At 61.7% G+C, this 26,053-nt stretch carries 27 protein-coding genes, 1 tRNA gene and 1 pseudogene; 11 read left to right on the plus strand and 18 right to left on the minus strand.

Going from position 1 to position 26,053, the window contains the following annotated elements:
- Positions 1-302 precede the first annotated feature (302 nt).
- A complete protein-coding gene (locus tag AC0L25_RS09065) occupies positions 303-2,216 on the plus strand; it encodes a hybrid sensor histidine kinase/response regulator (RefSeq protein WP_473595185.1) in 1,914 nt (637 codons plus the stop codon).
- Between the two features lie 75 nt (positions 2,217-2,291).
- On the opposite strand, the gene AC0L25_RS09070 is transcribed toward AC0L25_RS09065, so the two are convergent.
- Together AC0L25_RS09070 and AC0L25_RS09075 are read right to left on the minus strand one after the other, a co-directional pair.
- Complete coding sequence (locus AC0L25_RS09070; RefSeq protein WP_473595186.1) at positions 2,292-2,900, minus strand: flavin reductase family protein; 609 nt, start codon at positions 2,898-2,900, stop codon at positions 2,292-2,294.
- The gene (locus tag AC0L25_RS09075) at positions 2,901-3,485 is read right to left on the minus strand and encodes a nitroreductase family protein (RefSeq protein WP_473595187.1); all 585 of its coding nucleotides are present in this window, start codon (positions 3,483-3,485) and stop codon (positions 2,901-2,903) included.
- Positions 3,486-3,641: 156 nt separating this feature from the next.
- Here AC0L25_RS09075 and AC0L25_RS09080 point away from each other — a divergent pair, with 156 nt between their 5' ends.
- The gene (locus AC0L25_RS09080; protein ID WP_473595261.1) at positions 3,642-4,607 is read left to right on the plus strand and encodes a hypothetical protein; all 966 of its coding nucleotides are present in this window, start codon (positions 3,642-3,644) and stop codon (positions 4,605-4,607) included.
- 29 nt (positions 4,608-4,636) lie between these two features.
- Here the strand turns inward: AC0L25_RS09080 and AC0L25_RS09085 are convergent, their stop codons facing one another.
- The 8 genes from AC0L25_RS09085 to AC0L25_RS09120 form a co-directional block, all read right to left on the minus strand.
- On the minus strand, positions 4,637-5,575 hold the full coding sequence (locus AC0L25_RS09085; RefSeq protein WP_473595188.1) for a lysophospholipid acyltransferase family protein: 939 nt from the start codon (positions 5,573-5,575) through the stop codon (positions 4,637-4,639).
- 88 nt (positions 5,576-5,663) lie between these two features.
- On the minus strand, positions 5,664-5,882 hold the full coding sequence (locus AC0L25_RS09090; protein ID WP_473595189.1) for an RES family NAD+ phosphorylase: 219 nt from the start codon (positions 5,880-5,882) through the stop codon (positions 5,664-5,666).
- A complete protein-coding gene (locus tag AC0L25_RS09095) occupies positions 5,819-6,187 on the minus strand; it encodes an RES family NAD+ phosphorylase (RefSeq protein WP_473595190.1) in 369 nt (122 codons plus the stop codon). The genes AC0L25_RS09090 and AC0L25_RS09095 overlap by 64 nt, the downstream gene beginning before the upstream one ends.
- On the minus strand, positions 6,184-6,570 hold the full coding sequence (locus tag AC0L25_RS09100; RefSeq protein ID WP_473595191.1) for a hypothetical protein: 387 nt from the start codon (positions 6,568-6,570) through the stop codon (positions 6,184-6,186). Before AC0L25_RS09100 ends, AC0L25_RS09095 begins: the two co-directional genes overlap by 4 nt.
- A 217-nt stretch (positions 6,571-6,787) precedes the next feature.
- Complete coding sequence (thrS, locus tag AC0L25_RS09105; RefSeq protein WP_473595192.1) at positions 6,788-8,770, minus strand: threonine--tRNA ligase; 1,983 nt, start codon at positions 8,768-8,770, stop codon at positions 6,788-6,790.
- A 165-nt stretch (positions 8,771-8,935) separates the two neighbouring features.
- A complete protein-coding gene (blaOXA, locus tag AC0L25_RS09110; RefSeq protein ID WP_473595193.1) occupies positions 8,936-9,760 on the minus strand; it encodes a class D beta-lactamase in 825 nt (274 codons plus the stop codon).
- A gap of 137 nt (positions 9,761-9,897) precedes the next feature.
- Complete coding sequence (gene yidD, locus AC0L25_RS09115; RefSeq protein ID WP_473595194.1) at positions 9,898-10,266, minus strand: membrane protein insertion efficiency factor YidD; 369 nt, start codon at positions 10,264-10,266, stop codon at positions 9,898-9,900.
- A 7-nt stretch (positions 10,267-10,273) separates the two neighbouring features.
- Complete coding sequence (locus AC0L25_RS09120; protein WP_354491555.1) at positions 10,274-10,720, minus strand: iron-sulfur cluster assembly scaffold protein; 447 nt, start codon at positions 10,718-10,720, stop codon at positions 10,274-10,276.
- A 240-nt stretch (positions 10,721-10,960) separates the two neighbouring features.
- Between AC0L25_RS09120 and folE the strand changes: the two genes are divergently transcribed.
- The 3 genes from folE (at position 10,961) to AC0L25_RS09135 (ending at position 13,177) form a co-directional block, all read left to right on the plus strand.
- Positions 10,961-11,596, plus strand: a complete 636-nt coding sequence (folE, locus tag AC0L25_RS09125) for a GTP cyclohydrolase I FolE (protein ID WP_292514149.1) — start codon at positions 10,961-10,963, stop codon at positions 11,594-11,596.
- A gap of 66 nt (positions 11,597-11,662) precedes the next feature.
- Entirely contained in the window at positions 11,663-12,133 is a 471-nt protein-coding gene (hisI, locus tag AC0L25_RS09130; protein ID WP_473595195.1) for a phosphoribosyl-AMP cyclohydrolase, read from the plus strand.
- An 84-nt stretch (positions 12,134-12,217) separates the two neighbouring features.
- Positions 12,218-13,177: a patatin family protein gene (locus tag AC0L25_RS09135; RefSeq protein WP_473595196.1), complete on the plus strand. Its 960-nt coding sequence runs from the start codon at positions 12,218-12,220 to the stop codon at positions 13,175-13,177.
- Positions 13,178-13,214: 37 nt separating this feature from the next.
- Here AC0L25_RS09135 and recJ read toward each other — a convergent pair whose 3' ends face one another.
- The 5 genes and pseudogenes from recJ to AC0L25_RS09160 all read right to left on the minus strand — a co-directional run bounded on the left by recJ (position 13,215) and on the right by AC0L25_RS09160 (position 19,162).
- A complete protein-coding gene (gene recJ, locus AC0L25_RS09140) occupies positions 13,215-14,999 on the minus strand; it encodes a single-stranded-DNA-specific exonuclease RecJ (RefSeq protein ID WP_473595197.1) in 1,785 nt (594 codons plus the stop codon).
- A gap of 61 nt (positions 15,000-15,060) precedes the next feature.
- Positions 15,061-16,043, minus strand: a pseudogene (glpX, locus tag AC0L25_RS09145) (class II fructose-bisphosphatase).
- 141 nt (positions 16,044-16,184) lie between these two features.
- On the minus strand, positions 16,185-17,498 hold the full coding sequence (locus tag AC0L25_RS09150) for a homoserine dehydrogenase (RefSeq protein WP_473595198.1): 1,314 nt from the start codon (positions 17,496-17,498) through the stop codon (positions 16,185-16,187).
- Positions 17,499-17,544: 46 nt separating this feature from the next.
- Positions 17,545-18,762: an LL-diaminopimelate aminotransferase gene (locus tag AC0L25_RS09155; protein ID WP_473595199.1), complete on the minus strand. Its 1,218-nt coding sequence runs from the start codon at positions 18,760-18,762 to the stop codon at positions 17,545-17,547.
- A gap of 79 nt (positions 18,763-18,841) precedes the next feature.
- On the minus strand, positions 18,842-19,162 hold the full coding sequence (locus tag AC0L25_RS09160; protein WP_473595200.1) for a hypothetical protein: 321 nt from the start codon (positions 19,160-19,162) through the stop codon (positions 18,842-18,844).
- Between the two features lie 172 nt (positions 19,163-19,334).
- Here AC0L25_RS09160 and phaC point away from each other — a divergent pair, with 172 nt between their 5' ends.
- From phaC to AC0L25_RS09185, 5 genes are all read left to right on the plus strand, one after another.
- Positions 19,335-21,170: a class I poly(R)-hydroxyalkanoic acid synthase gene (phaC, locus tag AC0L25_RS09165; RefSeq protein WP_473595201.1), complete on the plus strand. Its 1,836-nt coding sequence runs from the start codon at positions 19,335-19,337 to the stop codon at positions 21,168-21,170.
- Positions 21,171-21,385: 215 nt separating this feature from the next.
- Positions 21,386-22,639, plus strand: coding sequence for a YcbK family protein (locus tag AC0L25_RS09170; RefSeq protein WP_473595202.1), 1,254 nt, complete (start codon positions 21,386-21,388; stop codon positions 22,637-22,639).
- A gap of 189 nt (positions 22,640-22,828) precedes the next feature.
- Positions 22,829-22,903: transfer RNA gene (locus AC0L25_RS09175), tRNA-Glu, on the plus strand.
- Between the two features lie 46 nt (positions 22,904-22,949).
- A complete protein-coding gene (locus AC0L25_RS09180; protein WP_473595203.1) occupies positions 22,950-23,216 on the plus strand; it encodes a hypothetical protein in 267 nt (88 codons plus the stop codon).
- A gap of 209 nt (positions 23,217-23,425) precedes the next feature.
- Positions 23,426-23,614 (plus strand): helix-turn-helix domain-containing protein, encoded by a 189-nt coding sequence (locus AC0L25_RS09185; protein ID WP_473595204.1) that lies wholly within the window; start codon positions 23,426-23,428, stop codon positions 23,612-23,614.
- Between the two features lie 22 nt (positions 23,615-23,636).
- On the opposite strand, the gene AC0L25_RS09190 is transcribed toward AC0L25_RS09185, so the two are convergent.
- Together AC0L25_RS09190 and AC0L25_RS09195 are read right to left on the minus strand one after the other, a co-directional pair.
- Positions 23,637-23,888: a hypothetical protein gene (locus tag AC0L25_RS09190; RefSeq protein WP_473595205.1), complete on the minus strand. Its 252-nt coding sequence runs from the start codon at positions 23,886-23,888 to the stop codon at positions 23,637-23,639.
- A 185-nt stretch (positions 23,889-24,073) separates the two neighbouring features.
- Positions 24,074-24,367 carry a hypothetical protein gene (locus AC0L25_RS09195; protein ID WP_352955861.1) on the minus strand — a complete coding sequence of 98 codons (294 nt, stop codon included), beginning with the start codon at positions 24,365-24,367 and terminating at the stop codon, positions 24,074-24,076.
- Between the two features lie 634 nt (positions 24,368-25,001).
- On the opposite strand from AC0L25_RS09195, the gene AC0L25_RS09200 reads away from it, so the two are divergent.
- Positions 25,002-25,226 carry a hypothetical protein gene (locus tag AC0L25_RS09200; RefSeq protein WP_352955859.1) on the plus strand — a complete coding sequence of 75 codons (225 nt, stop codon included), beginning with the start codon at positions 25,002-25,004 and terminating at the stop codon, positions 25,224-25,226.
- Between the two features lie 244 nt (positions 25,227-25,470).
- Here AC0L25_RS09200 and AC0L25_RS09205 read toward each other — a convergent pair whose 3' ends face one another.
- Complete coding sequence (locus tag AC0L25_RS09205; RefSeq protein ID WP_473595206.1) at positions 25,471-25,665, minus strand: hypothetical protein; 195 nt, start codon at positions 25,663-25,665, stop codon at positions 25,471-25,473.
- Between the last annotated feature and the right edge of the window lie 388 nt (positions 25,666-26,053).

Genomic DNA, 26,053 nt, shown 5'->3' on the forward strand with positions numbered 1-26,053 from the left:
TCTGGGAATCGTAAGCCATCGTCGGGTATCAAATGCGTTCGAAAGATGACAGCTTGCAGATCTGTTGGGCCGCTGGTCTGAGGCGCATCGATTTCTCCCGATCTCGTTTCTGTAATCGCCACGCCCGTGCGAGGCAAGTAATCAGCTCGATTTACCAATAAATGCCGTTTGGGCCTTCGCATCGCCAGCAGGACCCACAACGCGCACGCCGTTGCGATCCTTTCACCTTGGTGAAGGTCGCCTGGAACAAATTGCAGCGCAGTAGCATTCTATGCAGTTAAGCCAAGTAGATGGACGGGGGGATGATTCAAAGGACCACCGACAGGGACCACGAGGATCGTTATCGCGTCCTCGTCCAGGCCGTCACCGACTACGCAATCCATATGCTGGATCCGTCGGGGATCGTGACGAGTTGGAACGCAGGCGCCGAGCGGTTCAAAGGCTATTCCTCCAGCGAGATCATTGGTCAGCATTTCTCACGCTTTTATACGGATGAGGATCGGGAAAGCGGTCTGCCCGCGCGGGCTCTGGAAATAGCAGCCCGCGAGGGCAAGTTTGAGAGCGAAGGCTGGCGGGTCCGCCGCGACGGGACTCGTTTCTGGGCTCATGTCGTTATTGATCCGATCCGCGACCTCAGCGGTAAATCGACCGGCTTCGCCGAAGTCACCCGTGATGTTACCGAGCGAAAGAAGGCAGTGGATGAACTCCGCAAAAGCCAGGAGCAGTTTCAACGTCTGGTTCAGGGGGTGACGGACTATGCGATCTATATGCTCGACCCTGAAGGAACAATCACCAGCTGGAACTCGGGTGCCGAGCGCATCAAAGGTTATTCGGCAGATGAAATAATCGGCAAGCACTTTTCGCAGTTTTATACGCCTGAGGATCGCGAGCGAGGCAGCCCTCAAAGTGCGCTGGAAACCGCTGCTCGTGATGGACGATTTGAACGGGAAGGCTGGCGGGTACGAAAGGACGGCACCACGTTCTGGTCCCACGTGGTCATCGACGCAATTCGGCACGAGGACGGCAAGCTCCTTGGTTTCGCCAAGATCACGCGCGATATCACCGAGCGCAAGAAGGCGCAGGAATCATTGGATCAGGCGCGTGAGGCCCTTTTTCATTCGCAAAAGATGGATGCGATCGGCAAGCTGACGGGCGGGGTCGCTCACGACTTCAACAATTTGCTGATGGCGGTTCTGGGTAGTCTTGAGCTGCTTCGCAAAAGGCTGCCCGACGCTCCACAGCTATTGCGTCTCCTCGACAATGCTGTGCTTGGCGCACAACGGGGCGCGTCGTTGACGCAGCGCATGCTGGCTTTTGCCCGGCGGCAGCAACTCGACCCCAAGCCTGTCGATCTTATTGGCCTGATACAGGGAATGAAGGAGTTGTTGGAGCGGTCGTTAGGCTCGAGGGCGATTATAGAGACCAGATTTCCGCTTTCGCTCAACCAGGTCATGGTTGACGAAAGCCAAATCGAACTCGCACTGCTTAATCTTTGCGTCAACGCCAGGGACGCAATGCCTGACGGCGGGACGATCTTGATCTCCGCCCGGGAGGAAAGCATCGGCCAAAGTCAGGATGCTGGTTTGGCACCAGGGCAATACGTCTGCCTTTCAGTGACAGACAACGGCGAAGGAATGGACGAAGAAACGCTTGCCCGCGCGACGGAACCGTTCTTCACCACGAAGGGAGTCGGCAAGGGAACAGGCCTGGGTCTCTCGATGGTGCATGGGATGATGGAACAGATGGGAGGACGCGTGATTCTCAGGAGTCGCAAGGGCGCGGGTACGACGGCTGAACTGTGGTTGGCGACAACGACCGCGACATCGGATCGCGCGCGCGATCAGGATGCTTTCAGCCCGAATACCATCACGGCTGCTTCTCTGCGGATTCTGGCGGTGGACGACGATCCCCTGGTGTTGTTGAACACCGCTGCAATGCTGGAGGACCTCGGCCATACCGTCGCGGAGGCGCATTCGGCAGCGGCAGCGCTTGATCTGCTGAAGGAGAAGCCGTTCGACCTCGTCATAACGGATCACGCGATGCCGAAGATGACTGGCCTGCAGTTATACGGCGCAATCAAGGATAAATGGCCGAATATCCCCGTCATAATAGCCACGGGCTACGCTGAACTGCCGGGCGCTCGGGAGATGAAAACTCTCAGCAAGCCGTTCACGGAATACGAATTGGCGAACGCAATAGCCAGCACTGCTGTTTAGCCACCGGACTACCAACTGCTAGAAGGTGAGCGAGCCGGCCTTGTCAAGAACCAGGTGCTTAATTCTATCCCAGCCCTAATCTTTTCCCCAGCGAGGCCGGCGCATCGAAAATATCTCGCTGACGCTGGCATAGTCCATATAGCCGAGACGGCCGACATTGCCCGCCCTGGCGATATCGAAGATGCCGTCGTTCAGGAACGCATCGTCGATATGCACGCCGACGACTTCGCCGGCAACGACGATGGCGCCGGTCGGTGTCCCGTCCAGCGCCTTTGGCCGCAAGATCTCCGTCACCCGGCATTCAAGCGCCGCGGGCGCCGCCGCGACGCGGGGCGGCGCTACTAGACGCGACGACGCCATGGTGAGATCGGCATAGTCGAATTCGGTCACGCCGCGCGGCGCATCGACCGCCGTGCGGACCATTTTTTCAGCGAGATCGCGGCTGACGAGATTGGCGACGAATTCGCCTGTTTCTTCGGCGAAGGTGGCGCTGTCCTTCTCGCCTTCGGACGAAAACCAGACGAGGAAGGGTCGCGTCGAAAAAGCATTGAAGAAGGAATAGGGGGCGAGGTTGACCTCGCCGGCCTTGTTCACCGTCGAGATCCAGCCGATCGGCCGTGGCGCCACGATAGCCTTGGACGGGTCATGCGGCAGGCCATGCCCCTTTACCGGCTCATAGAACATTCAGCCCACCCATGGCCCTGCATAATCGGCATAGAGTTTTGCCGGATCAGGCCGTGGCCGCTCCGGCGCCGGCCCTTGATAGGTGCCGATATGGACGAAGCCGACGACCCGCTCATGCGGCGCCAGCCCCAGGATCGCCCTGCCCTCCGGCACGTCGGAATACCAGTTGCTGATCATATTGGTGCCATAGCCCAGCGCATTGGCTGATAGTATGAGGTTCATCGCCGCCATGCCACCGGACAGGAACATTTCCCATTGCGGGATCTTTGGATTTTCCTTCGGGCTCGACACCACGCCGATCACCAGCGGCGCGCGTGAAAAGCGCGCCAGTTCCTGGTTATGGCGGCCTTCTGGCAGCGGCCCTTCGCGCCGTGCGGCAAGGGTCGCCAGCTTCTTGCCGATCTCGACGCGTGCCACGCCCCGGTAGAGGATGAAGCGCCAGGGCTCGAGCCGGCCGTGGTCCGGCACCCGCGAGGCGGCGGCGATCATCGTCGCGATGTCGGCGTCGGTGGGCGCCGGTTCCTTCAACTCCGGGATCGGCGCGGAATTTCGGGTCAGCAGAAAGTCGATGATCGGCGACGCCATGGGCGCAAGTCTCCTTGGAATTTGAGCTGAAGCGCACCATCGGGGCATCGGGCGGCTCGGGCATTGGCGCGGCGCGCCGATAAAGAGCCCTCTAGCAGAAGCTGATCGGACTCTTAAGCCTTGAAATTGCCACCGCCTTGGGCTTCAACGCAAGGCATGTTTGAGGGGACATTGCGTCTTTTCCCGATCTGGCTCGCTGCCGCACTGTTGATGGTGCCGGTTTCGCTTGCCGTCGCGCAGGATGTGGACGGCCTCGGTGATCTGAAGCTTCCCGGAATTTCGAGCTATGCGCCTCCTAAAAGCGACACACCGCTGGCATCGGGCAGCAGCGGGGCGATCACGCTATCGGCGCAATTGACCGACAAGGGCACCGACATCACGCGCGGCATCGTCTGGCGCGTCTTCAAGCCTGAACCCACCGGCGACGGCAAGCTGCCGATGGTCGCTTCCGCGCATGGCGGCAGCGCGGTGTTCCAGCTCGAGCCCGGCAGTTATCTGGTCCATGCCTCCTACGGCCGGGCCGGCGCCACCAAGCGCATCACCGTCGGCAAGGATGCCAAGCGTGAAAGCCTCGTGCTCGATGCCGGCGGCCTCAAGCTCGATGCCGTGCTGTCGGGAGGGGTTCGCATACCGCCGAAGAAACTGCGCTTTTCGATCTATGAAGGCCAAGCCGAGGCCAATCACGATCGCGCCCTGATCATACCAGACGTCGAGCCGAACAGCGTCGTGCGGCTGAACGCGGGCGTCTACCACGTCGTCTCGACCTATGGCTCGGTGAATGCGGTCATCCGCTCCGACATCCGCGTCGAGGCCGGCAAGCTGACCGAAGCGGCCGTCGAGCATCGTGCGGCGGAGATGACTATGAAGCTGGTACGCGAGGCGGGCGGAGAGGCGATCGCCGACACCTCCTGGTCGTTGCTCAACGAATCCGGCGATCCCATCCAGGAAACCGTCGGCGCTTTTGCTTCGATGGTGCTTGCCGAGGGCGACTACACCATCATCGCCAAGAACCGCGACCGCATCTACCAGAAAGATTTTACGGTCGTGGCCGGGCAGAACAAGGAAATCGAGGTTTTGGCCACGGAGGCCTCGGCGATCGACCCCCAGGAAGGCGCGGACTAGACATCCGGACACCGCGTATGATTTGCCGATCAGGCCGCCTTGCGCATGCGTCGCGGCAGGAACTGGCCGCGGCCGCGCGGTTCGGCCGGCGCCAGATCGAAAACCCCACGGTGGAGGCGGTCGAGCAAAGTCTTGCGGTCGCGCAGCGGCTCCAGTTCGTCCCATCCCAGCACGTCGCCGACGCGCACGTCGATCGATTTTCCGGCCAGCCGCGCGAATTCGTGGATGAGCAGCGAAGTACGAAGCGTCAGCGAAGCCCTTCCGACGAACTTCGCCACACGCCCCTCATGCTCGGCCAGGTTCATTGGTCCGCTGACCAGGTGGAACAGCCGGCCGTTCTGGCCGGAAAAGTGCATTGGGACAACTGACGCCTTGGCATCCTGGACAAGACGGGCCGGAAACATCTTCCACGGCAGGTCGCGCGCCCGGCCAAAACCTTTCGGCGCGGTGGCAACGCCGCCCGCGGGGAAGACGACGATGATGACGCCCTCTTTTAGCAACCGCACCGCCTCATGGCGCACCGCCATGTTATTCCTGAGCGCGTCCTTGGTCTCGGAAAAGTCGATCGGCAGCGAATAGGGCTCCATCTCGCGGATCTTGAGCAGATCCTTGTGGATCATGACGCGGAACGGGCGCTGAAGCTGCTCGGCCAGCGAGAGCACCGCAATGCCGTCGCCGATGCCGAACGGATGGTTGGCGACGATCACCAGCGGCGTGTCGGGCAATCCTGCCGGCGGCCATTGACTGGCGACCCGCACCTCGACATCGATCAGCTCCAGCATGCGGCTGAACACGCGCTCGCCGGTCGGCACCACATGGCGGCGCCGAAAGTCATAGAGGGCCGCGAAGCGGTCGCGGCCGGACAGGCCTTCGATCGAATGGATGAACCAGCGCGCCAAAGCCGGCTGATGCGGGCTGGCGTAGGAAAGCTCGGGACACGGTCTTTCGCGCATCTTCAGCTTGAGCATGAGGGCTCGTTACAAGGCTGGCGTGACAAGCGTATGAAAATGGCGGGCATGTGAAAATGGCGGTGGATCGCTCCACCACCATGAGCCGTCATTGCCACGACGACTGATCGCGCGGCAATCGACCATCTGGATCGTGCACCTCTACCTTATCATCGACCGTCAGATTGGCGCTGAATATAACGAGATTGGTGCCTCCCGCATGCTGCAGTGAAGGAAAAAGCAGGCCGCGGCAGCCGGCGGTGATCAGCGTGTCAGAGAGTTCCACGAGGGCGGCGTCTTCTTGTCGATACGCGCGATAAGACGCCATGCACAATCCCATTCCGCCCATTCGGGACCCCAGACGACTGGATCATATCCCGTCGACAAGTCTACAACCTGATCCAGCGTGACCTTGTAGGCCGCCAGTGTCGCTGGCGGAGTTATTGAAGCACCCTGACGATATTCCTCGAGAGCCGTCTGCGGCGCGCGCGAGAGATAAAGCGCTTCGATCCCTGGTCTATTGAACCTACCTCCGTCAATCGCCGCACCAGCGCCGCTTACCGGAACATACGCCCATCTCGGCGTCAGATAGCGATGGAAGACCTCGTCCGGCCCGATGCGGACGAGATTCATCCGCGCGCGCCGTTTTCCAAGTCGCGGAGATAGCTCAACACCGCTTCAAAATGTCCTTCGGCCACCAATTCGGCTGCAGTCTTATGATCGTATTCGGCAATCGGCTCGTTTCGGTACCAGTAAATTGCTTTGCTAATATCTCCGGTGAGCGTCGCCGCAGCCGTGATCGCCTTGATCATTTCTCGCATCCGGCTTTGCAGTCGCTCAGAGGCCGGATTGCGGAGCGTGTTTCGGTGAACACCGGTCAGATCGGCCAGGTTCGTCACTTGGACGCCAAGCGCCTTTGAAAAGCGTTTTGGTGAAATGTACGGCGTGCGAGGTTCCTGAAGGCTCTCCACGAAGCCCGATACCATGGCTGCCTGCGTATTCTGAACGACTGTCATTGATCTTCTCCGGCGCTTGCAATGGCACTTGTTTGCACAATATGTGCACATTTCCTTGCATATCAAGTGCCCAATTGCCTCGTCAGCGCTCAGGAAAGAAAGTAGCCGTCGACGGCGACGGAATTCTCGCCCTCTCGAAAAGCCAATACGAAGCGTCTGCGACGTCAACCCTGTCGGCGGGAACTCCGCCCGATCACTACCGACAGGGAATGCGCCATTAGAGCCAGGCCGCTCGTTTGCGCCTGCGGTCCGGCGTCACCGCCTCTTCGGCAAGCATTGCCACTGCCTGGCCAAGGCCGAGCGACTCCTGGTCGCGCGAGCCGAGCCGGCGGATGTTGACCGTCTCCTCCTCCGCCTCGCGCTTGCCGCAGACGAGGATGACCGGAACCTTGGCCAGCGAGTGCTCGCGGACCTTGTAGTTGATCTTTTCGTTGCGAAGATCGGATTCCGCCAACAGTCCGGCCGCCTTCAGCTGCGCGACGACCTTTTCCGCGTAATCGTCGGCATCGGAGGTGATCGTCGCCACCACCACCTGCAGCGGCGCGAACCACAGCGGGAAATGGCCGGAATAGTTCTCGATCAGGATACCGAGGAAGCGCTCCATCGAACCGCAGATGGCGCGATGCACCATTACCGGCTGCTTTTTTTCCGAATCGGAGCCGATGTAGAAGGCGCCGAACCGTTCCGGCAGGTTGAAATCGACCTGCGTGGTGCCGCATTGCCAGTCGCGGCCGATGGCGTCCTTCAGCACATACTCGAACTTCGGCCCGTAGAACGTTCCCTCGCCCGGATTGACGCCCGTCTTGATCCGGTTGCCCGACCGCGCCGCGATCTTGTCGAGCACGTCCTGCAGCACGCCCTCGGCATGATCCCACATCGCGTCGGTGCCGACGCGTTTTTCGGGGCGGGTCGCCAGCTTGACGGTGATTTCGTCGAAGCCGAAATCGGCATAGGTCGACAGAATCAGGTCGTTGATCTTGATGCACTCGTCGGCGAGCTGTTCCTCGGTGCAGAAGATGTGGGCATCGTCCTGGGTAAAGCCGCGCACGCGCATCAGCCCGTGCAGCGCGCCGGACGGCTCATAGCGATGCACATTGCCGAATTCCGCAAGTTTTACCGGCAGATCGCGGTAGGACTTCAGCCCGTGCTTGAAGATTTGGACGTGGCCGGGGCAGTTCATCGGCTTCAGCGCAAACATCCGGTCGTCGTCGGTGTCGTCGCCGGCAACCGTCACCTTGAACATATTGTCCCGGTACCAGCCCCAGTGGCCCGACGTCTCCCACAGGCTCTTGTCGAGCACTTGCGGCGCGTTGACTTCCTGATAACCCTGCTCGTCGAGGCGGCGGCGCATGTAGTTGACCAGGTTCTGGAACATTCTCCAGCCCTTGGCATGCCAAAAGACGACGCCCGGTCCCTCCTCCTGGAAATGGAACAGGTCCATCTCGCGGCCGAGCTTCCTGTGATCGCGCTTTTCGGCTTCCTCCAGCATGGTCTGATAGGCATCGAGCTGCGCCTGGTCGGCCCAGGCCGTGCCGTAGATGCGGGTCAGCATCGGGTTGTTCGAATCGCCGCGCCAGTAAGCGCCGGCCACCTTCATCAGCTTGAAGGCGCTGCCGATCTGCCCGGTCGAGACCATGTGCGGGCCGCGGCAGAGGTCGAACCAATCGCCCTGCGCATAGATCTTGAGATCCTGATCCTCGGGGATGGCGTCGATCAGCTCGAGCTTGTAGCGCTCACCCTTGTCGGCAAAGATCTTTTTCGCCTTCTCGCGCGACCACACCTCTTTGGTGAACGGCTTGTTGCGCGCGATGATCTCGCGCATCTTCTTCTCGATCACCGGGAAATCGTCGGGCGTGAACGGCTCGTTGCGGGCAAAATCATAGTAGAACCCGTTCTCGATCACCGGGCCGATGGTCACCTGCGTACCCGGCCACAATTCCTGCACGGCTTGGGCCAGCACGTGTGCTGCGTCGTGGCGGATGAGCTCCAGCGCGCGCGGGTCTTCGCGGGTGATGATCTCGATCTTGCCGGACTTGCCGAGCGGATCGGAAAGGTCGCGCAACGTGCCGTCGATGCTGTAGGCAACGGCCTTCTTGGCCAGCGACTTCGAGATCGATTCCGCCAGGCCGGCGCCGGTCATCGCCGCGTCGTAGTCGCGGACGGAGCCATCGGGAAATGTCAGGGAAACGGAATTCAGCATAGAGTTCTCCTATCCAGTCCCGCAAACGAGCGCGGGTGGTGAAATGCATGTCGCCCAAAAGTGTGCAGCGGTTTTGGGCAACGACATGCATAAAGTAAAAAGCCGGATGCGTCCGGCGGCAGTCTTTTATGGGCAGATTCCCGTGCCGTAAAGGCGAATGGCCGATCACTTACTCTTGTTGATGAGATTCGGCAGCTTGTTCAGGAATATCGTCCGCGTCTGAGGACCCTTCGGCGTGTCGGAACGTTTCGTATCGATTACCAGGCGGGCAAAGACAATGCTGCGAGCATCCTTGTTCGCCCAGCCGACAAACCAGCCAAGCGAGCGCTTGTCGGCGCTGTCGCCAAGTGGTGTGGTCCCGGTCTTGCCCTGCACGGTCCAGCCACCTGCCTGGAAAGTCGGCAGGATTGCCTCAGTCATCGCATAGGCCTTGTCCGAAACCGGCAGTTTGCGGTCAAGCAGCCGGCGCAGGAAATCGACCTGTTCCACCGGCGATATCTTGAGGGAAGAGTTCACCCAGGACCGGGTGAGGCCATCATTCTTGCCGGCGTTGCCGGAAACATCCGCGTTGCCGTAGTCGAATTTCGAGACGTAGCCGGCGAACCGCTCGCTGCCGAGCCGGCGAGTGATTTCCCGCGAAAACCACAGCACTGAATCCTTCTCCCAGATTGTTGGGTCGACGGTTTTCTGGTCCCGCTTCACCGCCTTGAACTCCGGCTTGTAGTCCCAGCTCGGCGTGTGCTCGTCGCTCAGGATTCCTGCGTCATAGCCGATCAGGGCTAAGGGGACCTTGAATGTCGAGGCGGGACTGAAGCGCTGGTCACAAATCCCTTGCCGATACAGCGTTTCGCCGCTCGCAGCATCCAGGATCAGCGTGCATTCGAGGTCTTTCAGCGGCGCGGATTGAGCGCGGATCGTAAAACCCAACAGCCAGGCCAGGAGGTAGAGAACCAAGGCGAAAACGAATGGACGGCGGTCTATCTGGCGCATTTGGCTATCTCTCCTGAAGGGTGGTCAGGAGCGGCTTAGCGAGGCGTCTTGTCTCGATTTTGTCTTAAATGCGCAACGTGCGGTTAACCCTAGCAAATCGTAAAGATCTGCCCGATTGCAGATCTTCTCTACCCGCTTCAGCTTTCCGGGCCGCTGCGCTTTTTCCCAATCCGCCAGTACCGCCACGGCGTGAACCAGACATAGCGCTCAGTCAGCACCTCCGGCACGCGGTCGATGCCATGCGTTCCGCCCGGCCCGCAGCGCAGCACGCGGAAAAACCCCATCCAGCCGCCCGCCCATAATCCATGGCGGGCGATTGCCTCATGTGCGTATTCGGAACAGGTCGGCAGATGCCGGCAGGAATTGCCGACAAAGCCGGACAGCGTCAGCTGGTAAAAGCGCACGAGCGACGTGCCGAGGATTCGGCCGGGCGTCTTGCGCCACGGGCCGGGCCAGTTGCGCGTGTATCGCGGCCTCTGATGCTGGTGGGTATGATCCGTAGCCATTTGATGGCTACGCTGCCTGTTCGGCGCGCTTCTTCTCGATCTGGCCGATCGCGTCGACCACCGCATCGAAGGTCAGCATGGTCGAGGCATGGCGCGCCTTGTAGTCGCGCACCGGTTCGAGATATCTGAGGTCGGCGAAGCGGCCTTCGGGCGGCGCACCGTTTTCCTTCAGCATCTTTAGCATCGTCTCGCGAACGCTGCGCAATTCATCCGCGCTGGCGCCGATGACATGCTGCGCCATGATCGATGACGACGCCTGGCCAAGCGCGCAGGCCTTCACATCATGGGCGAAATCGGTGACCACGCCATCATCCATCTTCAGATCGACGGTCACGGTCGAGCCGCACAGCTTGGAATGCGCGCGCGCGGTTGCGTCGGGACGGTCGAGCCGGCCGATCCGCGCGATATTTCCGGCAAATCCCAGAATTTTCGCATTGTAGACGTCGTCGATCATATTTTTCCAATCCGTCGCCGCCGAGCGAACAGCGATTGCCGCTGACGGTCTTCCTTTCGCTCGGCACGATCATATATAATGCTGGTAGTCGGGTATGGACAAGGCAACCCAGGCCTTCGTTTTTGCCCAAATCAGTTCACGCCGCTTACGGGCTGGAAACAGGGCACGTTTCTAACACCCGAAAGGTCGTGGTCCGTTCAACTCGTTCCTCCTGAGAGAGGAACTACGGGAGACGCCTTTATGGATGCCGTCATCAAGAAATTCATGCCCCCCTCCGCCTATCTGGAAAAGCCGATCACCGACCGGCCGAGCGAAGCCGAAGCCGAGGCCGCGGTTCGCACGCTGTTGCGCTGGGCCGGCGACAATCCGGACCGGGAGGGCCTGGTCGATACGCCAAAGCGTGTGGTGAAGGCCTATCGCGAAATGTTCGGTGGCTACGACAAGTGCCCGGCCGAGGAACTCGGCCGCACCTTCGAGGAAGTCGCCGGCTATGACGACCTTGTCCTCGTCAAGGATATAACGTTCCATTCGCATTGCGAGCACCACATGGTGCCGATCATCGGCAAGGCGCATGTCGGCTATCTGCCGGACGGCAAGGTTGTCGGCCTGTCCAAGATCGCGCGCGTCGTCGATATCTTCGCTCAGCGCCTGCAGACCCAGGAAGCCATGACCGCACAGATCGCTGGCGTTATCCAGGATGTGCTCAATCCGCGCGGCGTCGCCGTCATGCTCGAGGCCGAGCATATGTGCATGGCCATGCGCGGCATCCGTAAGGAAGGCTCGACGACGCTGACCTCGACCTTCACCGGCGTCTTCAAGGACACGCCCGAGGAACAGGTCCGTTTCGTCACCATGGTGCGCGGCGGCAGGGGCTGAACGATCGTCGCCGGTCGCTAGCCAATGATCCCGAAAAGTGGGTGAGGCTCTGAACAAGGACCGGCGATGTCGGCAGTGAAATTTCCGAAAGCTCCATCAGACAAGAAAGCACTGGAAGAAGGCACGGCCTTTTCGCCGCGCTTCGATGCCAGCGGCCTCGTCACCGTCGTCGTCACCGATGCCGAAGACGGCATGCTGCTGATGGTCGCGCATATGAACGCCGAAGCGCTGGCGCTGACGCTGGAAACCGGCATCGCCCACTACTGGTCGCGCTCGCGCAGCGCTCTGTGGAAGAAGGGCGAAACGTCCGGAAATGTCCAGAAAATCGTCGAGATGCTCACGGATTGTGACCAGGACGCAATATGGTTGCGCGTCAAAGTGATGGGCCACGACGCAACCTGCCACACCGGCCGGCGTTCCTGCTTTTATCGGACGGTGGGGCTGATCGATGGCAAGGGGACGCTTGCCAGCGATGGCAGCAGGCCGCTGTTCGATGCGGAAGAAACGTATCGAAAGCCCCATGAGCCATCCATTTGAACCATTCGCCGAACCGCAATCACGTATATTCATCATTTCGATACGGCCTGCCTATACATTAGCCGCGGGACAAGGGAGATTGTGATGCTCGAGTGGGCGTCATTGCGCAACAGACCTGACGTTCGGGAGGCGAATGGCCTCTCTTCACCCGCAGGCGCAGAAGCTCCAAAAAAAACAGCCATTTCACTGGCGTTGGGGGGCGGCTGCGCTCGCGGCTGGGGCCATATAGGCGTGCTGCGCGCACTCGACGAAGCCGGCATCGAAGTGTCGATGATCGCCGGCACCTCGATCGGTGCGCTGGTTGGCGGCTGTTATCTCGCCGGCAAGCTGGACGAGCTGGAAGAATTTGCCAGAAGCCTGACCAAACGGCGCATTTTCGGCCTTCTCGACCTCAATCTGCGCGGCAGCGGTTTGTTCGGCGGCATGAAGCTCGACGCGCGGCTGCGCGAGCACATGGCCGGCATTCGCTTCGAGGATCTCTCGAAACCGTTCGTTTGCGTTGCTGCGGAAATCCGCACTGGCCATGAAATCTGGCTTTCGAGCGGCTCGCTGACCACCGCCATGCGCGCCTCTTATGCGCTGCCCGGCGTGTTCGAACCGGTCACTTGCAACGGACGCGTACTGGTCGACGGCGCGCTGGTCAACCCGGTGCCGGTCTCGGTCTGCCGTGCCTATGAGCAGCCGCTGGTGGTCGCGGTGAACCTTCACTACGATCTGTTCGGCCGCGCCGCCGTCATCAAGCACAGCGCCGGCGAACTGGTCGTCGAAAAGGATGCACTAAGGTCCGGCCAGACCGATGCAGGGCACCAGTACCAAACACGACTCGGCATTACCGGTGTTATGGTCGAAGCCTTCAACATCATCCAAGACCGCATTTCGCGTGCGCGACTTGCCGGCGATCCGCCCGATATGTCGCTGCAGCCGAAGCTCAGCCATATCGGTCTGACGGAATTCCACCGCGCCGACGAAGCGATCCGCCTCGGCTATCAGGCTACGATGGCCCAGATCGGCGAACTGACCCGGCTGCAAACGGTTCTGGCTTAAATCATCGAAGGCTCGCCCAGAAGCGAAAAACCGGCTCTCAGGCGCGTGCGGCATCGACGATGCGGAACTGCACGGTGCGGTTGCCGTTCCAGTGATTGCCCGACAGCGAACCGGCGACATGCACCGGTTTGCCCCTGTTCGTGAACAGGAATTCGCCGAGCGCCGTATCGACGGCGCGAAAGGCGATCGCCTGGATCCGGCCGCCGCTTTCCGACTGCAACTCGGCGCGGATGTGATTGGTGCCGACCGGCCTTGCATCGGCAAGGCGATGGCGCGGCAGCGCGAAGACCGGTGCGACATGCCCGGCGCCGAACGGGCCGGCTTTCTCCAGTGCATCGAGCAGGCCGAGCGTCGCACCCTCGGCGGCCAACGCACCGTCGATCGCCAGGCTTTCCTCGCCCTGCAGCCGAAACACGTCGGCCGCCGCTCGTTCCTCGAAGAAGGCCCTGAGCGCGCCAAGTTTCGCCCGCTCCACCGTGATGCCGGCCGCCATGCCATGGCCGCCACCTTTGACGATCAGCCCGGCAATGGCCGCCTCGCGCACCAGCCGGCCAAGGTCGAAGCCCGACACCGAACGGCCTGAACCCGTGCCGACGCCGTTAGCGTTGAAGGCGATGGCGAAAGCGGGCCGGCGCGCATGGTCCTTGAGCCGTGAGGCCAGCAGGCCGACGATGCCCGGATGCCAGTTGGAGCTGGCGGTGACGACGATGGCCGGTCCATTGCCGCCGGCAAGCTCGGCATCGGCCTCGACGCGTGCCGCAGCCAGCATTTCCAGCTCCATCTGCTGCCGCTCCTGATTGAGCCGGTCCAGCGTCTCGGCGATGGTGCGGGCCTCGACGGGATCGTCGGTGGCGAGCAGGCGGCTGCCGAGTGCTGCGTCGCCGATGCGCCCCCCGGCATTGATACGCGGGCCGATCAGATAGGCCAGATGGAAGGTACTGACCGGTTCGCCGATGCGCGAGACCCGCGCCAACGCCGCCAATCCTTCGTTCCTCTGCTGACGCGCCATCTGCAATCCCTTGACCACGAAGGCGCGGTTGACGCCGGCCAGCGGAACCACGTCGCAAACGGTCGCCAGGGCCACGAGGTCGAGCAAGCCGAGCAGGTCCGGCGGTGCGGCATCCGGCAACCGGCCGCGCAGGATCTTCGCCGTCTGCACCAGAGCCAGGAAGACGACGCCGGCGGCACAAAGATGGCCCTGCCCCGAAAGGTCGTCCTCGCGATTGGGATTGACGACCGCAACCGCTGCCGGCAACGGACCGCCGAGTTGGTGATGATCCAGCACCACGACATCGGCGCCGGCTGCGTTCGCCGCGTCGATGGAGACGGCGCTGTTGGTGCCGCAGTCGACGGTGACGATCAGCGTCGCGCCACGCGTGACAAGTTCGCGCATGGCTTCCGGATTGGGTCCGTACCCCTCGAAGATACGGTCCGGTATGTAGATCTCCGCTGGCACGGAGAAATACGTGAGAAACCGCTTGAGCAGCGCCGATGAGGCCGCGCCGTCGACGTCGTAGTCGCCGAAGATCGCCACTCTTTCTCCGGTCACGATCGCTTCAGCGATGCGGGCGGCGGCCTTGTCCATGTCGGTCAGCGAAGCCGGGTCCGGCAAAAGATCGCGGATGGTCGGATCAAGGAACCGCTCGGTCTGCTCGGCGGTCACGCCGCGCCCGGCAAGCACGCGCGCGACGATGTCCGGCACGCCATAGCCTTGCGCTATGGCAAGCGCGGTCATGTCCTGCCGCTCGGTCAGCCGGTGTTCCCAGGAAACACCTGACGCCGACTGCCTGACATCGAGGAAGATACGGTTTTCGCCCGTCATGCGACGCGCCGTCTGCGGATTGTCATTTCTCACAATATGCGACGGCTAGCCGAGTCGGGAATCAAAACTTTTCCAGATCCTGGTGCCTTGCCTTGATCTCGCGCACCGTGCGCGACGACGAGCGCAGCACGATCGTATGCGTGGTGATGGAATTGCGGCCGAACTTGACGCCGGCCAGCATGTTGCCGTCGGTCACCCCGGTTGCGGCAAACAGCAATCACCGCGCGCCATGTCTTGCGTGCGGTAAACCCGCTTCGGGTCCAAGATGCCCATCTGCGCCGCGCGCGCCACCTTTTGCGGCGTGTCGAGGATCAGCCTTCCCTGCATCTGGCCGCCGGTGCAGCGCAACGCTGCCGCCGCCAGCACACCCTCCGGCGCGCCGCCGGTGCCAAGATAGATGTCGATGCCGGTTTCGTCCGGATCGGTGGTGTGGATGACGCCGGCGACGTCACCATCGCCGATCAGCCGGATCGCAGCGCCCGTGGCGCGCACGGCCTCGATCAGGCTGCCATGGCGCGGCCGGTCGAGGATGCAGGCGGTGATCTCCGACACCGACACGCCCTTGGCCCTGGCCAGGCTGGCGATGTTTTCGGCCGGCGAGGCATCGATGTCGATGATGCCGTCCGCGTAGCCCGGGCCGATGGCGATCTTGTCCATATAAACGTCAGGCGCGAACAGGAGGCTGCCCTTTTCCGCAATGGCGATGACCGCCAGCGCATTGGGCAGGTTCTTGGCGCAGATCGTCGTGCCTTCGAGCGGATCGAGCGCGATATCGACTGCAGGGCCTTTGCCGGAGCCGACCTCTTCGCCGATATAGAGCATCGGCGCCTCGTCGCGCTCGCCCTCGCCGATCACCACCGTGCCGTTGATGGCGAGGCGGTTGAGCTCCTCGCGCATGGCGTCGACAGCAACCTGGTCGGCGGCCTTTTCGTCCCCGCGTCCGCGCAATCTGGCTGCCGCAACGGCAGCGCGTTCGGTGACACGCACCAGTTCCATGGTGAGTATCCGGTCAAGGCCGGCGACGATGTTCTGGGCAACGTTCATCGGTGGGCAATCCTCGTTGGCACATTGCCTCCCGCCAGAGGCGCGCCGGTTGTGTCAAAGCTCCATGACAACAGCAAGACCTGGGCGGGCCTTTTTTGAAAACACAACGATATCAACAGATTGAAGGAGAAAGAGAAATGCCTATTCCGCCCTCTCGATGCGAATGACCTGCGGCTTGTCGGTCAGATGGTCGTCCTTGGTGATGCCGTCGACGGCCTTGCGGACCGCCGCTTCCGTCGTCTCGTGGGTGACGAGGATCACCGTCTTCTGCAGGGCGGTACCCGGCCCGGCGGCGTGCTGCACAATCGATTCCAGCGAAATGTCGTTGTCGGCCATGCGCTTGGCGATGGCGGCAAAGACGCCGATTCGGTCATGCACGGTCAGCCGGATGAAATAGCCGCCGGCATGGCTGCGCATCTGCGCCTTCTTGTACGGCCGCAATTCCTTCGCCGGCAGGCCGAAGACCGGGCCGTGCTGGAAACCGGGCCGGCTCTTGGCGATGTCGGCAATGTCGCCGACCACCGCCGATGCGGTGGCGTTGCCGCCGGCACCGGGACCGGAGAGCAGGAGTTCGCCGAGGATGTCGGTTTCGATGGCCACCGCATTGGTAACGCCGTGCACCTGCGCGATGACCGAGGCCGTCGGCACCATGGTTGGGTGCACGCGCTGTTCGATCCCGCTTTCCGTGCGTTGGGCGACGCCGAGCAGCTTTATCCGGTAGCCGAGATCGCCGGCCGCGCGGATGTCGGCCTGGCTGATGTTGGAAATGCCTTCCATGTAGATGTCGTTGGCGGCAATCCGCGTGCCGAAGGCAAGACTGGTCAGGATCGACAGCTTGTGCGCGGTGTCATGGCCCTCGATGTCGAAGGTCGGGTCGGCCTCGGCATAGCCCAGCCGCTGCGCGTCTTTCAGGCAGGCGTCGAACGACAGGCCCTCGGCTTCCATGCGAGTCAGGATATAGTTGCAGGTACCGTTGAGGATTCCGAAGACACGGGTCACCGAATTGCCGGCCATCGCCTCGCGCATCGTTTTGATGACCGGAATGCCGCCCGCCACCGCCGCCTCGTAGTTGAGCAGCACGCCCTTCTTCTCGGCGATCTCGGCCAGCGCCACGCCATGCTTGGCGAGCAGCGCCTTGTTGGCGGTGACGACGTGGCGGCCTGTTTCAAGCGCTGCTTTCACGGATGATCGAGACGGCCCCTCGTCGCCGCCGATCAACTCGACGAAGACGTCGATCTCGGCGGTCTGCGCCATTCCTACCGGATCGTCGAACCACTTGGCCGCGCCGAGGTCGACGCCGCGGTCGCGTTTGCGATCGCGGGCCGAAACGGCTGACACGACGACCTCGCGGCCGCATTGCCGCGTCAGTTCCGCCGCCTTGTCGCGCAACACGCGCGCCACCGACGCGCCGACGGTGCCGAGACCGGCGATTCCAACACGCAACGCTTCAGCCATGTCCGGCGACGCCCCTCAAGGATTTGGTCGATGTGATGTGTGGCACTCAACGATGCGCGGCGAGCGGCACCACATTGTTGGGCTGTTTGGCGCTGGACGCCAGGAAGCGCTTGATGTTGCGCGCCGCCTGCCGGATCCGGTGCTCGTTCTCGACCAGCGCGATGCGCACATGGTCGTCGCCATGCTCGCCGAAGCCGATGCCCGGCGCCACCGCCACGTCGGCATGCTCGATCAGAAGCTTGGAGAATTCGAGCGAACCGAGATGCTTGAACGGCTCCGGAATCGGCGCCCAGGCGAACATCGACGCCGCCGGCGCCGGAACAGTCCAGCCGGCGCGGCTGAAGGCATCGACCATGACGTCGCGGCGCTTGTGATAGATGTCGCGCACTTCGGCAATATCGGCACCGTCGCCGTTGAGCGCGTGCGCGGCCGCCACCTGGATTGGCGTGAAGGCGCCGTAGTCGAGATAGGATTTCACCCGCGTCAACGCCGAGATCAGCCGCTCGTTGCCGACGGCAAAACCCATGCGCCAGCCGGGCATGGAAAAGGTCTTCGACATCGAGGTGAACTCGACCGCCACGTCGATCGCGCCCGGCACCTGCAGCACCGAAGGCGGCGGATTGCCGTCGAAATAGATTTCCGAATAGGCAAGGTCCGACAGGATGATGATGTCGTTCTTCTTGGCGAAGGCCACCACCTCCTTGTAGAAATCAAGCGAGGCGACCTGCGCCGTCGGGTTCGACGGATAATTGAGGATCAAGGCCAGCGGCTTCGGGATCGAATGGCGGATGCCGCGCTCCAGCGCCGGAATGAAGCCGTCGTCCGGCTCCACTTGCAACGAGCGGATGACGCCGCCCGACATGATGAAGCCGAAAGCGTGGATCGGATAGGTCGGGTTGGGGCACAGGATCACGTCGCCGGGCGCGGTGATCGCCTGCGCCATATTGGCAAAGCCTTCCTTCGAGCCTAGCGTCGCCACCACTTGCGTGTCCGGGTCGAGTTTCACGCCGAAACGGCGGGCATAGTAATTGGCTTGGGCGCGGCGTAGGCCCGGAATGCCGCGCGACGACGAATACCGGTGCGTGCGCGGATCGCGCACGACCTCGCACAATTTGTCGACGATGGCCTTGGGCGTCGGCAGGTCCGGATTGCCCATGCCAAGGTCAATAATGTCGGCGCCGCGCGAGCGGGCACTGGCCTTCAGCCGGTTGACCTGCTCGAAGACGTAGGGCGGAAGCCGGCGGACCTTGTGAAATTCTTCCATATCAGTTCCAGTGGTGGGTCAATTCCAGACGGTCAAAGTGGTTTTTGGCAAAGGTGCTTGTCGGTCGCGCGATATAACCCTATTTGCAGGTAGGGTCGAGGGCGAGATCGCATTTGGCTTCGATCTGCTTCAGCGCATCGGCGCCGTGCTTTTTTGCCAGTGTGTTCAGTGCCGCCGGGTTCGCCGCTTTGACCACACCGCCTTTTGAGCCCTGCGCCTGCTCGGCCGCCTTCAACTGGGCGAGCTTGGCGTTCTTTTCCGCCTCGGTGAATTGCTCCGCCGCCGCCTGCGGCGGGATATTCAGGTTCGGATAGGTGCCGGTGTTCTTCGGCCCGTCGGTAGCCGCGACAGGCGTGGCGCCCTCGATGTTGGTGCTCGAACAGCCGGCGATCGCCAGCAAAACGACCGCCGCGCCCATGCGGCAAAAACGACCAGTGCCAGAAGAAAAAACAGTTTCGCCAATATTAATCGTCATATTGTTTCCTTGGCAGCCGAGGTAGAGCGCGTTGGACCCTGTCCGATGTCCCATGATAATATGTCAAGAAAACGCTTCGGGAGGAACCCCGCGAACCATGGCCAAAACACCCGATTCGGGCAAAGCGGAAGATGACGAGCCTTCGACCGTCGAGCAATATCTGGTTAAGGACCCGGAACGCTTCGCCTTGAACATGGCGCGCATGATCGAGCAGGCCGGCAAGGCGGCCTCCGCATGGGCCGAGCCGCGGGAAAAAGGCGAGGTGCGCGATCATGTCGCCGAGCCGGTCGTCGATATGGTGAAGACCTTCTCCAAGCTCAGCGAATACTGGCTTTCCGATCCGCAGCGCGCGCTGGAGGCGCAGACGCGACTGTTCTCCGGCTACATGACCGTCTGGGCCAACTCGATCCAGCGTCTCAGTGCGGGCGGCGAGGATGCCGACGACGCGGTCAAGCCCGAGCCCGGCGACAAGCGTTTCCAGGACCCGGAATGGGGCCGCAACGCTTTCTTCGATTTCCTCAAGCAGGCCTATCTCGTCACCTCGCGCTGGGCGGGCGAACTGGTCGAGCACGCCGATGGCCTGGACGAGCACACCCGCCACAAGGCCAGCTTTTACGTCAAGCAGGTGTCCAACGCCATCTCGCCGTCGAATTTCATCCTGACCAACCCGGAACTGTTTCGCGAGACCATCGCTTCGAATGGCGAAAACCTGGTGCGCGGCATGAAGATGCTGGCCGAGGACATCGCCGCCGGCAAGGGCGACCTGAAACTGAGGCAGGCAGATTACTCGTCCTTCGAGATCGGCAAGAACCTGGCCACGACACCCGGCAAGGTGGTGGGCCGCAGCGATGTCGCCGAGATCCTGCAATATGATCCGGCGACCGAGACCGTGCTCAAGCGGCCGCTGCTGATCTGCCCGCCGTGGATCAACAAATTTTACATTCTCGATCTCAACCCGCAAAAATCCTTCATCCGCTGGGCGGTCGAGCAGGGTCACACCGTCTTCGTCATCTCCTGGATCAACCCGGACGAGCGCCACGGCACCAAGAGCTGGGAGGCCTATATCAGAGAGGGCTTGCAATACGGCCTGGACACGATCGAAAAGGCCACCGGCGAAAAGGACGTCAACGCCGTCGGCTATTGCGTCGGCGGCACGCTTCTGGCGGCGGCCCTGGCGCTGATGGCGCAGGAAGGCGACCACCGCATCAAATCGGCAACCTTCTTCACCACGCAGGTCGATTTCACCTATGCCGGCGACCTGAAAGTGTTCGTCGACGAGGAGCAGGTCGCGGCCGTCGAAAAGGCGATGAACGAGAAAGGCTATCTCGACGGCACCAAGATGGCGACCGCCTTCAACATGCTGCGCTCGGGCGACCTGATCTGGCCCTATGTCGTCAACAACTACATGCGCGGCAAGGATCCCCTGCCCTTCGACCTGCTCTACTGGAATGCCGATTCGACCCGCATGGCCGCGGCCAATCATTCCTTCTACCTGCGCAATTGCTATCTCGAGAACAGACTTTCGCAAGGCATGATGGAACTGGCGGGCCGCGTGGTATCGCTGAAGGATATCACCATCCCGGTCTACAACCTCGCCTCGAAGGAAGACCATATCGCGCCGGCGCTTTCGGTTTTCCTCGGCTCCAAGTATTTCGGCGGCGAGGTTGACTACGTCGTGGCCGGCTCCGGCCACATCGCCGGCGTCGTCAATCCTCCGGCGGCGCAGAAGTATCACTACTGGACCGGCGGCAAGCCGGCGGGCGACTTCGACCAGTGGATCGCCGAGGCCACCAACCACCCCGGCTCCTGGTGGCCGCACTGGCAACGCTGGATCGAGGCCAAGGACAACACCCGCGTGCCGGCCCGCAAACCTGGCAAGCACATGAAAACCCTGGGCGACGCGCCAGGCACCTATGTCAAGGTGCGTGTGTAACCTTCTGTAATGTGTGGTGAGTTGACGCGCCGCCAAAAGAGGAGGAAATGGTGTCGTCAACCCTTAAGCAGCCTCGATTCCTCTCTATCCGTCGAATTACTCTGGGGCTTGCGGATTTGACACAGGTCTCGTTTCCGTTCGGGGACAAGGATTTATTTCGGCGAGACGTTGCGACGTCGCGCCAATGATTTACCGGCCGGACCTCGAGGGGGAATTTGGTTTTGAAATCAGCAGGATCGCGCCTCGCGAAGGGAGAAAGCCGCGCCATTGCGGCCGCGCTTTTCTCCGTGCTCCTGGCGTCCTGCACCTCGGCCGGCGACCCGTCCCTGTCGGTCGGCATGCCTGGTTATAACGCCTCTGCTACGGACATCAGCACGGCCTCTGGTACCCAACAGGTCGCCGTCGATTCGTCGTCGCAGATCACGACTTCACAGATGACGATGACCGCCGAGGGCGACGCAAGCCTTCCCGCGCAGGTCGCTTATGTGCCAATGGCCAAGCCGGGAGCCCCCCAGGGAGGCGCCAGGTCCGATGCCGGCTTCCCCGTCACGGCTCCTGCGCGCGCAGACGCGACTGCGGGCCAGACGCCGCAGCCACAGGAACAGTCCACGCAGACGGTTGAACAGGCCGACGCTGCTGCGCAGAAGACTGAAACCGCCGATGCAGGCCCGGCCGCGCCGAAGTCCAAGGCCGAGGCCGCCGCGCCGGCGATGAACAACCCCGTCTATGTGACCGCCGGAGAGCCGCAGCCGCAGGCCTATGCGCCGAAGAAGAAGGGGTTCCTCGCCTCTTTGTTCAGCGCCACGCCGGCCTCGGCCGCCCCTGCTCCGCAGGCCAACAACAGGTCGGCCGAGCAACCGACGGCGGCGCAGCCCAAGACGGCGGCAAAGCCGACCATCACCTTGGCCTCGGCCAAATCAGCTGAAAAGCCGGTGCAACTGGCTTCGATCGGCGATACCAGCCATTTCACCGATGACGCGCTGCCTGGCGTACGCAAGACCGCACTCTTCGAGATCAAGCGCAAATCCGGCCTCGATGACGACAGCGACGTCGATCTGAACGAGGATGAGGGCGGCGCCTATCAGGTGGCATCCGCTGCCGGGCTTGCCCGGCTGGCGCCCAACGGTCTTTTGAAGCAGACCGAGAATGTCGACGTTGCCTGCCTCAAGCCTTCGCTGGTCCGCGTGCTCAAGACGATCGAGGGCCACTACGGCAAGAAGATGATCGTCACCTCCGGCTATCGTGACCCGGCCCGCAACCGCCGCGCCAACGGCGCCAAAAATTCGCTGCACATGTATTGCGCCGCTGCCGACATCCAGGTTCCAGGCGTCTCGAAAGCGCAACTGGCAAGCTACATCCGCAGCATGCCCGGGCGCGGCGGCGTCGGCACCTACTGCCATACCGAATCCGTCCACATCGACGTCGGTCCCGAGCGCGACTGGAACTGGCGCTGCCGCCGGCGGCGGTAGCGGCTGGTTCTTCCCTCGTTTATGCAACGTCCGCAATGCGCCGTCTCACGACGGCATGCGGTGCCGCGCCGAACCGGGCTAAATCGCCGAAAATGCGCGGTTTTGCGGCCACTGAAAAAAGTTGTCGCAGGCGGCGGCAGACGGGTTGCCGGTTTGGTGCAACGCAACTATAAGCGCTCACATCTGAGCGCGCCCATCGTCTAGCGGTCAGGACACCGCCCTTTCACGGCGGTAACAGGGGTTCGATTCCCCTTGGGCGTACCAGATATTTCAAGCATTTAGCTGAAAATCCCGCTCCCCTGTCCAATATTTGGCCAATTTCCTCCTGGCTTTGTCGAGTCAGCCGATTCCTGTCACACCGGCGGAGTGGCCCGATGGCATACGCGGGATCAGCCAGGAAGGTCTCGCGCTCTTGGGGATAAACCCGAAGACCAACACACTTCACTGGGATGGACAGGAGCTTGCGATTGAAAAGCGTCTGGCCAATTTCGAGCGAGGCATGGCGCTGGTCGTGACGATCGCCACCGTTGCTATTGCCTGCGTTGAGGTCGGTCGTGCAATTGGATGGGCCCAGTGAACCCGCCACCGTTGGCCAGCGGACCCGAACGAGGAACATTCCAGCTTAACATATGTTATACGGGCTATGGCAAGGCTCCCTCCGCTCCCGCGACCCTCGTTTCGCATGGTGCTTTTCGCGCTCTGCCGCGATCTTGCCTTGCGCAAGCAGCAACAGGCCATCAAGCTAACGAGCCCGCCACCGTGAGGCAGCGGGGTCGTCTGGACAATTTGTCCACGCCGTCAGTGGCGCTCTGCCGGTCCTTCGTTCACCGCAAGACAATCACCAATTTTGAGACCGGCAAGTCCGAGGGCGATCCAGACACGCTTGTTAAACTTCAACGAGCGCTCGAAGCAGCCGGCGTCGAGTTCATCCCGGAGAATGGCGGCGGCGCCGGCGTGAGGCTGAAGAAGGATTGACGCGCCGCCCGTGCCCGCCCGATCAGGACGCTTCCTGCACTTCCTCGACTTGTGGCGTCACGGGTGCAGGATTAAAGACGTAGGTGTTCGAGGTCAGGTCGCTAGTAGATCGGATGATGATGCCGTCGTCTCTTAATCGGGCAAACGTTTCTCTTGCGATACGCATGGGCTTGCCTTTGGCATCTGCGGCTGTGACTTTGTTCGACCGGGGAACGTGAGTGATGGTGTCAACGCGCTTGAGAAAGCGCTTTTCCGTCTCGGTCAACTCGATCACGCGCGTTCCTCCATATCGTTGGCAGCGTTTGTTGGCCGGTAACGCCGATGATGCGACTCCGTTCCAAGGACCCAAAGGCAGACAGGTGCATGGTCGCTGCCTATGTCGAGAAACTCACAGTGGACGACCTTGAGGCTAAGGGCTTCCTGCCGAAAGGCGCAGCAGAATGGCTATGCTCGTCACCGTCAGCCGGGAGGAGTGTAGAGCGGCTCTCGGCATCGATGAACCAAGCACTGGCCATCGCGCGTCGGCACAAACCCTACCGCTGGGATTTCCGACCAGTCGCACGCATTGCTGTACTGGCGGACGTAGAGGGCATAGGTGTTCGGGCCGGTGGTCAGCACCGCCGAGCCATGGCTCTGGATTAGCGCCTGCGTCTGTTGGCAGGTCATGGCGCGGGTGTCCGGCCTGGCCTGGGCGAGGGTTGTGAAGGCAAGCGTGACCGCTGCCGAGGTCAACGCAATCCGGCGAATGGACATGACGGGACTCCCATGATGAGCCATTTAATGCATGTCGCGCAAAAGTGTGCAGCGGTTTTGCGATAACGACATGCATAAAAACAACAACCTAAAGCGCGTCGCATGAGGCCGGTCAAACGCGCTTTAGTTGACAAACTCGCATGTCGCAGGGCAGCTGTGCAATGGCGGCCTCCAAATCGGAATTCCGGACTGGAGCAAACCGCCCGCCCCGTGCGAACTGACGGCGTACTGCTGGAGCCCGCAACCGAGGACGCTCTCAACTCCATCGCGGCTGAATGAAAATTGGCCGGGCGGATCTCATTCAAATCGGCTGCGCGAATGGCTGGAAACCAACGCTTATCTGCCAGTCCGAACGATCGACGAGGAAAGCGAAACAGACGGCAGCGCGTAGGCTGGGACTCGACCGGGATGTAGAAGACCCGCCGCTACATTTGCGAAGCGACGGGACCCCATGAGTGCCGTGCATTGGGGTACCCGGCATTGCTGACCATGCAATTGCGATACCAGACGTATTGACCCATCGCGGGGCACTTTTGGCTTCTACACAGCGGAATTGCCGCAGACGTACTTTTTACCGCAAGACGTTTCGGGAACGCTTGGTCGTCTCGAGGGTTGGGATGCAGGAGATGCAGGCGTGGCCAAGAAGCCGTCCATCGCCGGAATATTGCGACTGACCTCTGACCAACTGAAGAGGATCCGGAAACGCGTCGCTAGTGGCGGTCATGTAGACCAGATGCAAGAGGTCGATGCCTTGGTGGGCCTCGCTAAAGAAATGGCCGACCGGCAACTGGCCGGGTTAGAAAGCCCGGCAGATGAAAACGATGGCTCTGTGCAAGACGGGGACGGTGCAAAGGACTGAGCGCCCTCGACCGTCTCCTCACATTCCGCGATCACGGAATTACCCAAATCGCCAAGTTCGGTACTTTCCAACGGCGGACCCCAATCCGCCCGGCCGGCGCCCTACGCGCAACCTACCCCAACGCCCCGCCCAAGCGGCGCCGGCCACTTTCAGCCCTCGTTCGACAGTTGGCTTGCAATCGCGATTGCGCGCCCGCTGCTGACCTTCGTAGTCAGGAATGCATGTGAAGAACACCTGCCGGCGGTCACGGCCGGCAGCCTTGCAATTTGAGCAGACAAGAGCCCGGCCAGGTCGTCATCATCGAGCCGTGGTCACGGCCGAGCCTGTCAATCAGCGCCTGGATATCCAGCTTTGTCGATTTGCAGCACATCGGGTGCGCACAATTGACGTAGATGGTTTCGCGGACGGCCAGAGTGTCGGCGAGGGTCCTTTGGGGCAATTGGCGATCTCCGTTGAAGGGGCTCGCCGCAACGGAGAGGATTATATTCCTGAGACCTGTGTGAAGGCGAGCGGGTCTGTTACCTAAAGCCAACCATTTCGGCCGGCTATGTACATCCATGCACCAGAAATGAAGGTTGCAGCGCCCAAAATAGCGCCGAGATAGAGCCGGCCTTCGCGGGACGGACCGGCGCCTAAATAGAAGGCCGTTGCGAGGAGCAGCAAGCCAACGCACATGATGCCCATCCCAATTCTTCGCATATAGCCCTCAGTTCCCTTGTTCTTCTCGGAAATCCTGCAGCGAAGCATGCCGCAAATCCTCGCCGCGTAGGTGCTTCACGCGGCCGATCAACCCCCGGCTTAACCCATTGTCGCCGGCCCGCTTCATG

The organism is Mesorhizobium sp. WSM4813 (assembly GCF_055811555.1).